The organism is Butyrivibrio sp. MC2013 (assembly GCF_000424585.1).
Taxonomy (GTDB): Bacteria; Bacillota; Clostridia; order Lachnospirales; family Lachnospiraceae; genus Butyrivibrio.
In genome coordinates this window covers 201,721-214,667 of sequence record NZ_AUKE01000001.1, presented here as the reverse complement: position 1 = coordinate 214,667, position 12,947 = coordinate 201,721, and the positions used below count along the sequence as shown (strand labels likewise).

Annotated in this window: 12 protein-coding genes; 11 read left to right on the top strand and 1 reads right to left on the bottom strand. The window is 45.6% G+C overall.

Going from position 1 to position 12,947, the window contains the following annotated elements; translation table 11 throughout:
* Positions 1 to 81: 81 nt before the first annotated feature.
* The 4 genes from uvrA to G636_RS0100835 all read left to right on the top strand — a co-directional run bounded on the left by uvrA (position 82) and on the right by G636_RS0100835 (position 4,816).
* Positions 82 to 3,000 carry an excinuclease ABC subunit UvrA gene (gene uvrA, locus G636_RS0100850; RefSeq protein WP_081668202.1) on the top strand — a complete coding sequence of 973 codons (2,919 nt, stop codon included), beginning with the start codon at positions 82 to 84 and terminating at the stop codon, positions 2,998 to 3,000.
* 17 nt (positions 3,001 to 3,017) lie between these two features.
* Positions 3,018 to 3,296 (top strand): hypothetical protein, encoded by a 279-nt coding sequence (locus G636_RS0100845; protein ID WP_026506468.1) that lies wholly within the window; start codon positions 3,018 to 3,020, stop codon positions 3,294 to 3,296.
* Between the two features lie 133 nt (positions 3,297 to 3,429).
* Entirely contained in the window at positions 3,430 to 4,221 is a 792-nt protein-coding gene (locus tag G636_RS0100840) for a class I SAM-dependent methyltransferase (protein ID WP_026506467.1), read from the top strand.
* A gap of 82 nt (positions 4,222 to 4,303) precedes the next feature.
* Positions 4,304 to 4,816, top strand: a complete 513-nt coding sequence (locus G636_RS0100835) for a GrpB family protein (protein WP_026506466.1) — start codon at positions 4,304 to 4,306, stop codon at positions 4,814 to 4,816.
* A 44-nt stretch (positions 4,817 to 4,860) separates the two neighbouring features.
* Here G636_RS0100835 and G636_RS20960 read toward each other — a convergent pair whose 3' ends face one another.
* Positions 4,861 to 4,989 carry a hypothetical protein gene (locus G636_RS20960; RefSeq protein WP_256379600.1) on the bottom strand — a complete coding sequence of 43 codons (129 nt, stop codon included), beginning with the start codon at positions 4,987 to 4,989 and terminating at the stop codon, positions 4,861 to 4,863.
* A gap of 256 nt (positions 4,990 to 5,245) precedes the next feature.
* Between G636_RS20960 and G636_RS0100830 the strand changes: the two genes are divergently transcribed.
* The 7 genes from G636_RS0100830 to G636_RS0100800 all read left to right on the top strand — a co-directional run bounded on the left by G636_RS0100830 (position 5,246) and on the right by G636_RS0100800 (position 12,906).
* Positions 5,246 to 5,827 carry a hypothetical protein gene (locus tag G636_RS0100830; RefSeq protein WP_196802994.1) on the top strand — a complete coding sequence of 194 codons (582 nt, stop codon included), beginning with the start codon at positions 5,246 to 5,248 and terminating at the stop codon, positions 5,825 to 5,827.
* A gap of 95 nt (positions 5,828 to 5,922) precedes the next feature.
* Positions 5,923 to 7,764, top strand: coding sequence for a S1C family serine protease (locus tag G636_RS19165; protein WP_051226364.1), 1,842 nt, complete (start codon positions 5,923 to 5,925; stop codon positions 7,762 to 7,764).
* A gap of 26 nt (positions 7,765 to 7,790) precedes the next feature.
* Positions 7,791 to 9,233 carry an ATP-dependent Clp protease ATP-binding subunit ClpX gene (clpX, locus tag G636_RS16715; RefSeq protein ID WP_051226363.1) on the top strand — a complete coding sequence of 481 codons (1,443 nt, stop codon included), beginning with the start codon at positions 7,791 to 7,793 and terminating at the stop codon, positions 9,231 to 9,233.
* A gap of 132 nt (positions 9,234 to 9,365) precedes the next feature.
* Positions 9,366 to 9,704 (top strand): hypothetical protein, encoded by a 339-nt coding sequence (locus tag G636_RS0100815; RefSeq protein ID WP_026506464.1) that lies wholly within the window; start codon positions 9,366 to 9,368, stop codon positions 9,702 to 9,704.
* Positions 9,705 to 9,746: 42 nt separating this feature from the next.
* Complete coding sequence (locus tag G636_RS0100810) at positions 9,747 to 10,247, top strand: hypothetical protein (protein WP_026506463.1); 501 nt, start codon at positions 9,747 to 9,749, stop codon at positions 10,245 to 10,247.
* 20 nt (positions 10,248 to 10,267) lie between these two features.
* A complete protein-coding gene (locus G636_RS0100805; protein WP_026506462.1) occupies positions 10,268 to 10,966 on the top strand; it encodes a DUF975 family protein in 699 nt (232 codons plus the stop codon).
* A 2-nt stretch (positions 10,967 to 10,968) separates the two neighbouring features.
* Complete coding sequence (locus G636_RS0100800; RefSeq protein ID WP_035778364.1) at positions 10,969 to 12,906, top strand: glycoside hydrolase family 2 protein; 1,938 nt, start codon at positions 10,969 to 10,971, stop codon at positions 12,904 to 12,906.
* Positions 12,907 to 12,947: the final 41 nt, after the last annotated feature.

Below are 12,947 nucleotides of genomic sequence, written 5' to 3'. Positions count from 1 at the left end.
GCAGCAAAGCTTATTCATAGCACACAGTAAAAGGCTATAGAGCATAGTATTTCAAAGGATTTTTTAAAAAGGAGTCAGCAGATGGCAGGCAAGAAAAAGGAAGCAGTTACAGAGCCTGAAAAGAGCGTATATACAGGGACTATCAGTCATACAAGGCATCCCCTTCCCATAGATCCCCATGACTATATCAGGGTCAGAGGAGCTGCAGAGCACAATCTAAAGGGAATAAATGTGGATATCCCAAGGGGCTGTCTTACTGTCTTTACCGGATTGTCAGGTTCAGGCAAGTCATCCCTTGCTTTTGATACAATTTTTGCAGAAGGACAGAGGAGATATATGGAATCCTTGTCCTCCTATGCCAGGATGTTCCTGGGACAGATGGACAAGCCGGATGTGGAAAAGATAGAGGGTCTATCTCCCACCATATCCATAGATCAGAAATCCACCAACAGAAACCCCAGGTCCACAGTGGGTACTGTTACAGAGATATATGACTATTTCCGTCTCCTCTATGCCAGGATAGGAATCCCCCACTGCCCTAGCTGCGGCAGGGAGATCAGAAGACAGAGCGTAGATGAGATGGCTGACCAGATACTGGCTCTGGAGCCGGGCACAAAGATCCAGATCATGGCTCCTGTTGTCAGAGGCAGGAAGGGTATGCATGAGAAGGTCTTTGAAAGGGCTACCAAGGCCGGATATGTGCGTGTGCGCGTAGATGGCAATCAGTACGACCTCTCCGAAGAGATTAGCCTTGATAAGAACATCAAGCATTCCATAGAGATCATAGTAGACAGACTGGTGATCAAGGATGATCCTGAGTCCATTAGAGGCAGGCTTACAGATTCCGTAGAGAATGCTCTGGGACTGGCAGAAGGTCTTCTCCTGGTGGATGTCATCGGCGGTAAGGAGATGAATTTCTCACAGAATTTCTCCTGCCCTGATTGCGGTATCAGTATACCTGAGATAGAGCCCAGGAGCTTTTCTTTTAACAATCCTTACGGAGCCTGCCCTGAGTGCTCAGGCCTTGGCTACAAGATGGAATTTGATGAGAAGCTGATCATCCCGGATCCTTCACTGTCTATAAGTGAAGGTGCTATCCAGGTCATGGGCTGGCAGAGCTCGGACAAGGAGGGCAGCTTTACCAATGCAACATTGCAGGCTCTCTCCAAAGCTTATAAATTCAGCCTGGATACCCCTTTTCAGGATTATCCGGCTAAGATCAGGAATATACTCATAAATGGCGCGGACAAGACTGTCAATGTGCATTACAAGGGGCAGAGGGGAGAGGGAGATTATCCCATCCTCTTTGACGGTATCATCAAAAATGTGGAGCGCAGGTACAGGGAGACATACTCTGAGTCTGCCAAGGCTGAATATGAAGAGTATATGACCATTACTCCCTGTACAGCCTGCAAGGGTCAGAGGCTACGCGCAGAATCCCTGGCGGTGACTGTAGATTCAAGAAATATATTTGAGATCACCTCTATGTCTATCAAGGAGCTGCATTCATACCTTTCAAAGCTGGATCTGTCAGAGCATCAGCTCCTCATAGGTGCACAGCTCCTAAAGGAGATCAGGGCCAGGGTAGGCTTCCTGGTAGACGTGGGACTGGACTATCTGTCTCTGTCCAGGGCAACAGGTACCCTCTCAGGCGGCGAGGCTCAGAGGATCAGGCTGGCTACCCAGATAGGCTCCGGCCTCTGCGGCGTATGCTATATCCTGGATGAGCCCAGTATAGGACTCCATCAGAGGGACAATGACAAGCTCCTGGCCACCCTTCAGAACCTGAGAGATCTGGGCAATACCCTCATTGTGGTAGAACACGATGAAGACACCATGAGAGCTGCGGATTATATAGTGGATGTGGGACCCGGTGCAGGTTCCCATGGCGGTGAGATAGTAGCCTGTGGAACAGCAGAGGAGATCATGGATAATCCTGCTTCCCTGACAGGTATGTATTTGTCGGGCAAGAAGAAGATCATGGTGCCAAAGTGCCGCAGAAAACCTACAGGCTGGCTTACTGTAAAGGGGGCCAGAGAGCATAATCTCAAAGGTATAGATGTGAAGATACCTCTTGGAGTGCTGACTCTGGTAACAGGTGTATCGGGCTCAGGTAAGTCCTCTCTGGTTAATGAGATACTCTACAAGCATCTGGCCAGGGATCTGAACAGGGCCAGGTGTATCCCCGGAGATCACAAGTCCATCGAAGGCATGGAGCAGCTGGATAAGGTAATTGATATCGATCAGAGTCCTATAGGCAGGACCCCCAGGTCCAACCCTGCTACATATACAGGAGTATTTGATCTGATCAGAGACCTTTTTGCGTCTACCCCTGATGCCAAGGCCAGAGGCTACAGCAAGGGACGCTTCTCTTTTAATGTGAAGGGCGGACGATGCGAAGCCTGCTCAGGCGATGGTATAGTCAAGATAGAGATGCACTTTTTGCCTGATGTATATGTGCCTTGCGAAGTGTGCGGAGGAAAGCGCTACAACAGGGAGACTCTGGACGTACATTATAAGGGCAAAAATATATATGATGTGCTGGATATGACTGTGGAGGAAGCTCTTGACTTCTTCCAGAATGTGCCCAAGATCAGAAAGAAGATCCAGACTCTCTATGATGTAGGCCTGGGATATGTAAAGCTGGGCCAGCCATCAACAGAGCTCTCAGGAGGTGAGGCTCAGAGGATCAAGCTGGCGACAGAGCTCTCAAGGACCAGTACAGGCAAGACCATATATATCCTGGATGAGCCTACCACCGGACTGCACTTTGATGATGTGGCCAAGCTGGTGGATATATTGCAGACATTGGTTGACCAGGGGAATTCTGTTGTTGTCATAGAGCACAACCTAGATGTGATCAAGACTGCAGATTATATCATAGATCTGGGCCCCAGCGGCGGAGACGGCGGCGGCACAATCGTGGCCAAGGGCACTCCGGAGCAGGTGGCCAAGGTCAAAGAGTCCTTCACCGGGGCTTATATCAAAAAAATGTTATAATAAAGGATAAGTAAACTATGTTTAAGCTGTGGGTACGGCGCTTTAAAGACAATCACGAAGAGCAGGATGTCATCATAAGTGATGATTCCGATGACACACGCACTCATAAGATCATGAGAGCACTGGACAAGGCATGTGAGGAGCTGGACCTGGCAAGGCCTATTTGGCTGGATGTCAATGTCAGAGATTTCAAAAAACACGGAAAATGCCGATTTACAAAGGATTCCTTTATTGAGGAGATAGGCTTTGACTATCTGGAAATCTCAGTGCTGGAAGAGGATGATTGGTTTTTCTGATGGCTAAAGTCTTGTTACCATTCACAGATAAATGGAAGTGAAGAATGAAGCTCACATCAGTGGGCTTTATTTTTATTGTTGAAACGGTTAGAATCTTTGTATTAAGCAAATCGGGATTTGTGAGGAAACGTATATGAGCACCAGAAAAGAAATAGTAAGCAGCTTTTATGGCCGATATGACGAAGAAGGACGGACTACAAGATCGCGGCACGGCCAGCTGGAATTCTGCACAACGATGAATTATATCCACCGCTATGCAAGTGAGGATTCAGCAATTCTTGAAGTTGGCGCTGGAACGGGAAGATACTCCATTGCCCTTGCAAGCGAAGGCATGAATGTGACAGCGGTTGAACTGGTCGAGAGTAATCTCGCCGTTCTCAGAGAAAACAGCAAAGGAATGGCAAATATCCAATCTTTCCAAGGAGATGCTACAGATCTGAGCCAATTCTCAGATAACACTTTTGATGTAACGCTGTTCCTTGGCCCCATGTATCACTTGTATGAGAAGGATGAAGTGAATTGCGCGATTGATGAGGCGATTCGGGTCACAAAGCCAAATGGAGTAATTCTGTTTGCCTTCATATCCGTGTTTGCGATAATGTATGCGAATTATTTCTATGGTAACTGGGCTGAAGGACAAGCAGAAAACTTTACAAAGGATTATCAGGTAAGGCATTTCAAAGAACAGCTGTTTACAGGATATGATGTTACAGAATTCGAGGGACTTTTTCGTGAGAAGCCTGTCAAATGGATAACAACAGCAGGTGTGGACGGACTGATGGAGCCGATCGAAAAGCGTCCTGACTTTTCTATGACCGATGAGGAATTTAAAGCCCTTGCTGAATGGTATCTGGCTTTTTCCGAAAAGAGAGAGCTATTAGGCAACACAAATCATCTTCTCTATATTTGCCGTAAGCAGGCATAAGGCATAGACAACTTCCTGTTTTTGGATGTGGGCATAGCCATTTCTCTAGGAAATAAAATGAAATTCAAGGAGGTAAGTTAGAGTGATTACCAAGCATGTCGTTGTGTTGCCATACGATGAACAATGGAAACAAGATTTTCTTATGATAAAAAATGAACTTGTATCTGCTCTTGGACAACTGGCAATGAGGATTGAGCATGTCGGTAGCACTTCTGTTGAGGGACTGTCTGCAAAACCTATTATAGACATAGATGTAGTTATTAAGGACTATACTGTATTGGAAGAAGTTATATCAGCTTTGGGAGCAATAGGTTATCGACATGAAGGAGACCTTGGCATCGCAGGGCGAGAGGCGTTCAAATACGATGGAAAAGATCATTTGAGAAAGCATCATTTGTATGTATGTCCAGAGAATTCGCCTGAGCTGAAAAGACACATTGCATTCAGAGATTATCTACGGACCCATCCTGATGCTGTGCGAGAGTACAGCCATATCAAAGAAGAAGGGGCAAGGAATTATCCTTACGATATTGATAAGTATATTGAACATAAGACTCCTTTTATAGAAAGAGTCTACAAAGAAATCGGGTTGTAACAACTTCATGTTTGTTGAAAAGAAAGCACTATTTCTAGGCGGAGTTATGCTCCGCCTAATAGTTCTGCTACAGTATATGGTTCTCTAGAAGTCAGTCTTAAGAGGGCAGTGAATTCATTAACACCATTTCTTGCGCAGGTCTCAAGATAAGTCAGGATCCTGTACATTCCCATACGTGAGGGAGGAATAGAAAAACTTCTTACAAGTGGCAACATATTAATTAATGATCACCTTATACATCTGGAGGAAAAATCAAAAATGTGTTTTAGATTACGCTAAAAGTTGCTCTTCTATATATCCTAATGTCTGTAATTGACTCAAGGCCTTTGAATATTTTAGGTGGGCATCTAGGACTCATCATTTTTCTGAGTCAATAGGAAATATGCAATAGTCTATAAATATATGAGAGTTGTTGCTCCAAAATTAAATATGAACGGAAGTGTATTGATGAATATGGGAGGTGAGAGGACGATGAGGAACCAAAGTAAAAAAGTTGTAGCTTTGGTATTAGCATTATTGCTGACTGCTTGTAGTCAGCCAAATGAATTTCAAGGGGACAAGGCGGACACGGTGACTGATGAGGAAGAGCTTGACATATCTCAAAAAGAAAAGCTTATTTTGGACAGTGTCGAGCATTATTCTGCAGCATACTTTCGTTTTCTTGAGAATGTGAGGATTAATATAACAGAAGAAGGAATGTGTCTTTTTGTTGAGTTTGTGCCGGAAGTAGGCTCTTTCCCTGTCAAAGAAGAGATTTACCAAACTGTTGTATTTCATGCCATGCAGGTAAACTCATTTTTTCAGGAAATAGAAGAATTTCACTACGACGTGCTTTGGGATGATAACACAAAACAAAAAGCTATGGAACTTATAATTAGAGGGGATGAAGTCTCAAACTTGTCCGATGTTTATTACGAGCAGTGTACGGAACAAAATGCTGGTTTTGAAACGGCATTTAAAAATGCTTTTTCGGAAATTGTCGAAACGGATGAATCCATGTCGTGGAGATAGTAGTTTGCTGCTGCGACACATAATGGACACAATTATATATTATTCTATGGGATATAAGATGGTCAGATTCCACCCACTCGAAAGGAAGCAGAAAAATGGAAGAAAACAACAACATAAATGTAAATCCCATGGATAGAGAAAACAATGAAACAGAGAATACACCTGTAAGTAACGATACTTACACTTATGGCTATGGAAGATTTTCAGGGACATATAATGATCCGCAATCGGAAGCAAATAGCTCCGGAATTTACAATACTTCGGAAACAGAAATAAATGGTTCTGCAATCAACAATAGTTCAGGAGCTGCTTCCAATAACTCAGAAACATATAGCTCTCAGTCATCAAAAACTACTGCTCCTGCAGGCTCTGAGCAGCCCTATAATTCCTATGGCAGGGCTAATGACCCCTATATCCAAAATACCTACGGCACATATTCCTACTCCTCATCTGCTGCTAATATTCCGGATGTACGAGAAGAGGAAAAGCCTGCAAAGAGGCATCCTGTTCTGAAGGCTCTGGCTCTCATACTGGTACTGAGCCTTGTGGCAACAGCAGTGGCCAGTGGACTTTGGGCTATCAATCATCAGGAAACTACAAGGACTACAGAGGCAGAGGAGGATCTGGCAGACAGGATAAAGGAAGCCGAGACTGTAGATGGAAACGGAGAGACTGTTTCTTCAGAAGATGGTGATCAGGATAATGCTCCTCAAGGAGACTCTGGATCAGAGGAGGAAGCTGCGGGCGGCGCTGACAAGAGTCAGGAAAATGGTGCAGACACAGGCAATACCGCTGCCCCCAAGGAAACACAGACAAGCGGTGCGCAGGCTGTAGTCATGGATGTGACAGAGGTTGTAGTCAATGTTATGCCTGCGATCGTCTCCATTGATAACAATTATACAGAGAGCATCAATTATTTTGGCTATTCCATGGGCGAGCAGGAGGTGACTGCATCAGGATCAGGCATCATCATTGGAAATAATGACACAGAGCTCCTTATAGTGACCAATAATCATGTAATATACGGGGCAGATGAGCTCAAGGTCAACTTTATAGATGGAACCAGCGTAGAAGCAGATATCAAGGGAACAGATCCTGATATGGACCTGGCTATAATTGCAGTACAGCTCAAGAAGATGAAGACTTCATCCATAGACAAGATAGCTATAGCTACTCTTGGCAATTCAGATACACTAAAGCTTGGCGAGCCTGCAATAGCAATAGGTAATGCCCTGGGCTATGGCCAGTCTGTTACCACAGGCTGTATCAGTGCCATCAATCGTGTGATAGAGACTGAGGATGGCTCTGAGGGTACCTTTATCCAGACAGATGCAGCCATCAATCCCGGCAACTCCGGCGGAGCACTCCTTAATGCCAAGGGAGAAGTCATCGGCATCAATTCCAATAAGTTTGCTTCTTCCGAAGTAGAGGGTATGGGCTTTGCTATTCCCATTTCCGTAGCTATACCTATCATAGACGATCTTAAGCTTGAAGAGACCAGGATCAAGGCGTCCAGTGACAAGAGAGGTTATATGGGCATCACAGTCTACACTCCTACAGGTATTGAGGGCGCATATGTGGCCATGGTAGGTGACGGCTCTGCGGCTATGGAAGGCGGTATGGAAGCAGGCGACATCATCACTGCTATAGACGGCAAGGAGATCACATCAAGAGAGGATCTCATAGACCTTTTGGATTATTATGAGGCGGGTACTACAATTGAGGTGACAGTTCTCAGAAAAGAAAAAACAGGTTATAATTCAAAGAAGCTGAAGGTTACCCTGCAGGATGAAAAGGCTGCTAACAAGGCTCTTGAATCCGAAGATTCACAGCAGGGACAGATAGAAGAAGAACCCGGGGATGATGGAAGGGATGATCGCAGAGGCGATTATTATGATCCTTTCGGATTTGATTTTGACTTTGGTTTTGGCTTCTAAATACAAGAAATGCGGAAAGGTTATATATGAGCGATAACGATAAAGAGTATCAGGGCACAGATCAGAAGAAGGAAAATACCTTCGAGGATATCTGCTTTGTGTGCAGGAGGCCTGAGTCCAAGGCAGGACGTATGTACAGGCTCCCCAATAATATCTGCATATGTGAGGATTGCATGCATCGCACCATGGATGCAGTGAGCCAGTTTGATTACAACAATCTCCTGGGAAATCCCACGCTGATGAATGAACTCAACATGAACAATCTTTTTGGAGGAAGAGGGGATTTTGCCTCAGGCATTCCCAACTCTCAAAGGGTCAAAAAGTCTGATCCAAATGCCAAGGAGAACAGGATCGACCTGAAGGATATACCTGCACCTCATAAGATCAAGGCGTCCCTTGATGAGTATGTGATAGGCCAGGAGAAGGCCAAGAAGGTCATCTCTGTAGCTGTATACAATCACTACAAGAGGGTGGCTACAGATTCTATGGACGATATCGAGATCGAGAAGTCCAATATACTCATGATAGGACCTACAGGAAGCGGTAAGACCTATCTTGTCAAAACTCTTGCAAGGCTCCTTAATGTGCCTCTTGCTATAGCAGATGCCACATCTCTTACAGAGGCCGGATACATTGGCGATGACATAGAGAGTGTTATCTCCAAGCTCCTTGCTGCAGCAGGCAATGATGTATCAAGGGCTGAGCAGGGAATAGTCTTTATAGATGAGATTGACAAGATAGCCAAGAAGAAGAGTACTACTGCCAGGGATGTCAGCGGTGAATCCGTGCAGCAGGGCATGCTCAAGCTCCTGGAAGGTGCAGAGGTTGAGGTGCCTGTAGGTGCCAATTCCAAGAATGCCATGGTCCCCCTTGCAACAGTGAATACCAGAAACATACTCTTTATCTGCGGCGGTGCATTCCCGGATCTGGAAGATATCATCAAGAACAGGCTGACAAAGTCTTCATCCATAGGCTTTAATGCTGAGCTCAAGGACAAGTATGACAAGGATACGGATATCCTCGCCAAGGTCACCACTGAAGATCTGAAGAAATTTGGCATGATCCCCGAATTTCTGGGAAGGCTTCCTATTATCTGCTCCCTTAAGGGGCTGGACAAAGAGGCTTTGATCCAGATATTAAAGGAGCCCAAGAATGCTATATTAAAGCAGTATCAGAAGCTACTGGCGCTGGATGAGGTCGACCTTGAATTTGACGATGGAGCCCTGGAAGCCATTGCTGACAAGGCTCTTGAGAGAGATACAGGAGCCAGGGCTCTTAGGTCCATCATAGAAGATATCATGCTGGATATCATGTATGAGATACCAAAGGATGACAATATCGGAAGGGTAGTCCTGACCAGGGAGTATATTGAAGGAGTAGGTGGCCCCAGGATAGAGATGAGGAGCCAGACTGGCCCTATGCATTACATTAGCGAGAATAATCAGAAAACTGCTTCGAATATTGAATAATAATGCGAAATATGATACATTTGTTATAGAATTGCGATAATTACAAATGGTCTATTTGCACATGTTTTTGGGATCTTTATTCAAAGATATATAATCGATTTTGGTAAGACCACGACCTTAAGGGGAGAAAAGATGGAACAGGACAGGCGATTTAATATGGCAGCTTCATCGGTATGGATAGGAGTTGTTGCTATCCTCTTTTCCACCACCGGTATTCTGGGCCTTATGTTTGGCGGAATAGCCGTCATGATGGGTGTTTTATCAAGGCCTGTTAAGGGACCTATGTTTGCCCCTGCCAGGACCGGTATCATCCTGGGCTCAATAGCTATTGCAGCAGCATATCTTATGGTGATCATGTCCTTTATGATGTTGCTTAGGAATCCTGAGATCAGTGGTCTTTTCAGAAATTATCTGCTGGATGGAAGTGCTCAGAACCTGCAGGAACTATTGGAGGCCCTGCAAAGCTATTAAGCAGGAAGCAGCAGGATATCAGCTGCATGCGAGGGAACGCGTATGAGTGGTATATCTATTTCCGGAGCATATTTTGGATACGGACCGGCTACCTATTCACCTGTAGCTGCCGGCAGAGATTCCGGCGCAGGCCTTAATGTTAATGCCGGAGAATCCGATGTAAAAAAGGCAGGCAGGAGATCTTCGCCTGCAGAATGTGAGACATGCAGCAATCGCAAGTACCAGGATGGTTCTGATGAGAATGTCTCTTTTAAGACTGCCCAGAAGATGTCGCCGTCTGTGGCTGCTGTAAGAGTAAGGGCTCACGAGCAGGAGCATGTGAGCAACGCCTATGATAAGGCAAAGGAAAATGGCGGAGAGGTCATAAGAGCTTCTGTCCAGATCCATACAGCGGTATGTCCCGAATGCGGACGGACTTATGTTTCAGGGGGAGTTACCAATTCCCAGATCAAATATACAAAAGAGGAGAATCCGTACCAAAAGGCTGCAAAGAAGGCCTATATCGGACTCATGAAGGGGGCCAATGTGGACATGGCTGTCTGATAGGGTACGTAAATGACGAAATGAATACTAAGAGCTTATCCAGTGTGTTTGTTAAAGGCAAGGCCAGACAGAAAATGGCTGGTAACTATGGGACTCTTATATTTACACTTATCATACAGGCTGTGATCATATTTGCGCTTACTTTTGGCGCTGCTGATCTTTTTCAGAGCTATCTGATCTACTGCATAGCTGTGGTTCTTATTGATCTCCTTGGAGGAGTGGTTAATGCCGGAAGGGCATACCAATATATGAATCTGATATATGATCAGAGCATTTCTGTTTCGGATCTTTTTCATGGCTTTAAGGAAAATGCTGACAAAGCCATCATCATCCGGATACCTTTTGCGATCACCAGTTTTATGGCACAGATTCCCTATTCCCTTTATCTGTATGGGGTTATCAGATCCCTTCCTCTTGTGCTTATGATCTGCACTGTATCTGCGATCCTTTTTATTCTATGCAGCATCTATTTTGGACAGAGCCTCTTTCTTCTTCAGGATTTTCCGGATAAGTCGGCCGTGGAGCTTCTTAAGCTGAGCGCAGCCATGATGAAGGGACATGCGCTTAAGTATTTCCTCTTATATCTTAGCTTTTTGCCTGTGTTTATCCTGGGCTGTATTACCTTGTTCATACCTCTCTTGTGGGTAGAGTGCTACATTGAAGCATCCAGAGCGTCTTTTTACAGGGAACTTATTGTGACTGCAAATACTAAGGAGTAGCTATGGACCTGACCGGTGTCAGCAGAAGTATGATCCGTACACGTGAATACGAGGCTTTGACAGCGCTTGAGACTCCCTGGACAAGGGAGGCTATCTGTGATGAGCCCAAAAAGGAATATCCAAGACCCTTGTTCGTAAGAGAGGATTATCACTCTCTTAACGGAATATGGGGTTTTTCTATTTCTGCCAAAGCCACTATTCCCAAGGCTTTTCGCTCTCATATCAGAGTGCCCTTTTCGCCTGAGTGCAGGCTGGCTATGGTGTCTGATACTGCCATGGAGCCCAGAAATGTACTGCCCCATACCCTTACCGGTGATGAATTCCTCTGGTACAGAAAAGAGTTTACTATTCCTAGAAGGCCTGCAGGCAGGTCAAGACTTCTCCTTCACTTTGGAGCAGTGGACCAGATATGCGACCTCTGGGTAAACGGGCGCAAAAAAGCCCATCATGAAGGCGGTTATCTGCCCTTTACTGTGGATATCAGTGACTGTATAGAGGATATTACAGGAGATCTGGCAGAGGAAAAGGCTGAGATCCTGGTCAGAGTCATAGATGTTACAGACAGCTCCTGGATGTCCAGGGGCAAGCAGACCTTTAAGAGGGGCGGCATGTACTACAGCCCTCAAAGCGGTATATGGCAGAGCGTATGGCTGGAGTGGGTGCACTCGGCTTTTCTCGTCAAGCTGGAAACAGAGCCTATGGAGGATCTGTGTCATGTTAAGATAAGAGTCTTTTGCAATGAGCCCTCAGCCCTTAGTATAGCTCACATCCCCGGTGAGGGTCATGTTAAGCTCTTTGAGAAAAGGCTTGAAAAGAGTGCTTTTAAGCCCTGCGATCCCTTAAAGCTCCAGTCTTCCAGGCATATGCCCTCATCAGATACCATGCCCCTTGATATGGACTATGCATATAAGGCTGAGGCAGTGGTGAAGATAGATGATGCAAGACTATGGAGCCCCGAGGATCCTTATCTCTATGACTTTGAAGTCAGACTGGACTCAGGTGACAGAGTACGTTCATACATGGCTGTGAGATACTACTCAGTACAGGCTGACCCCAAAGGCAGACCCAGGTTCTGCCTTAATCACAAGCCATATTTCCTAAAGGGTATACTGGACCAGGGCTATTGGCCTGACGGCCTTATGACAGCGCCTTCTGACAAGGCTCTGCTTCGGGATATCAAAGTGGTCAAGGAGCTGGGCTTTAACATGATGCGCAAGCATGTAAAGATAGAGGAAGCCAGGTGGTATTATCATTGCGACAGACTTGGGATGATAGTATTCCAGGATATGGTATCCGGAGGCAGCAGGTATGACAAGCCCCTTGTCACCTATCTTCCCAATCTCTTCCCCCATATCATGCGGACCATGGACGATTCTGCTCTCTTTTATCCCCTGTTATCAAGAGCTGATGCGGCGGGGAGAGAGGCTTTTGTAGCAGAGATGAAGAATACTGTCAGCTACCTGAAGAGCTATCCCTCTATAGGAAGCTGGACTATCTTTAATGAAGGTTGGGGACAGTTTGATGCGGCAAGCCTCCCCAAGGTGCTGCAGCAGGTGGATAATACCAGGCCCATTGATGCGGCCAGCGGCTGGTTTGATCAGCATTCGGGAGATTTCCTTAGTATCCATAATTATTTCAGAAAGCCCTCTGCACCTGTGGACAGATTCGGAAGAGCCACTTTTATTTCGGAATGCGGCGGCCTTACCTGGTATGCCAAGGGGCATAGTGCCAGTCGTTATCCATATGGTTATAAGGTGATCAGGAGCAGAAAAGAGCTGAACAGAGAATACGAAGACTTAATTAAAAAGCAGCTCCTGCCGCTGAGACAAAAGGGCCTGTGCGGTTTTGTCTACACTCAGGTCAGTGACGTTGAAGATGAAGTAAACGGCATCATGACCTACGACAGGAAGCTGCTGAAGATTTACAGGAAGATTCCCTGATCTCCCTGATCTCCCTGATCAGGGTTTGATCAGGGTTTGAT

What these genes read in the sequence shown, in the direction of transcription:
- uvrA (WP_081668202.1), top strand. Translation starts at nt 82, where the DNA reads ATGGCAGGCAAGAAAAAGGAAGCAGTTACAGAGCCTGAAAAGAGCGTA.
- G636_RS0100845 (WP_026506468.1), top strand. Translation starts at nt 3,018, where the DNA reads ATGTTTAAGCTGTGGGTACGGCGCTTTAAAGACAATCACGAAGAGCAG.
- G636_RS0100840 (WP_026506467.1), top strand. Translation starts at nt 3,430, where the DNA reads ATGAGCACCAGAAAAGAAATAGTAAGCAGCTTTTATGGCCGATATGAC.
- G636_RS20960 (WP_256379600.1), bottom strand. Translation starts at nt 4,989, where the DNA reads ATGGGAATGTACAGGATCCTGACTTATCTTGAGACCTGCGCAAGAAAT.
- G636_RS0100830 (WP_196802994.1), top strand. Translation starts at nt 5,246, where the DNA reads ATGAACGGAAGTGTATTGATGAATATGGGAGGTGAGAGGACGATGAGG.
- G636_RS19165 (WP_051226364.1), top strand. Translation starts at nt 5,923, where the DNA reads ATGGAAGAAAACAACAACATAAATGTAAATCCCATGGATAGAGAAAAC.
- clpX (WP_051226363.1), top strand. Translation starts at nt 7,791, where the DNA reads ATGAGCGATAACGATAAAGAGTATCAGGGCACAGATCAGAAGAAGGAA.
- G636_RS0100815 (WP_026506464.1), top strand. Translation starts at nt 9,366, where the DNA reads ATGGAACAGGACAGGCGATTTAATATGGCAGCTTCATCGGTATGGATA.
- G636_RS0100810 (WP_026506463.1), top strand. Translation starts at nt 9,747, where the DNA reads ATGAGTGGTATATCTATTTCCGGAGCATATTTTGGATACGGACCGGCT.
- G636_RS0100805 (WP_026506462.1), top strand. Translation starts at nt 10,268, where the DNA reads ATGAATACTAAGAGCTTATCCAGTGTGTTTGTTAAAGGCAAGGCCAGA.
- G636_RS0100800 (WP_035778364.1), top strand. Translation starts at nt 10,969, where the DNA reads ATGGACCTGACCGGTGTCAGCAGAAGTATGATCCGTACACGTGAATAC.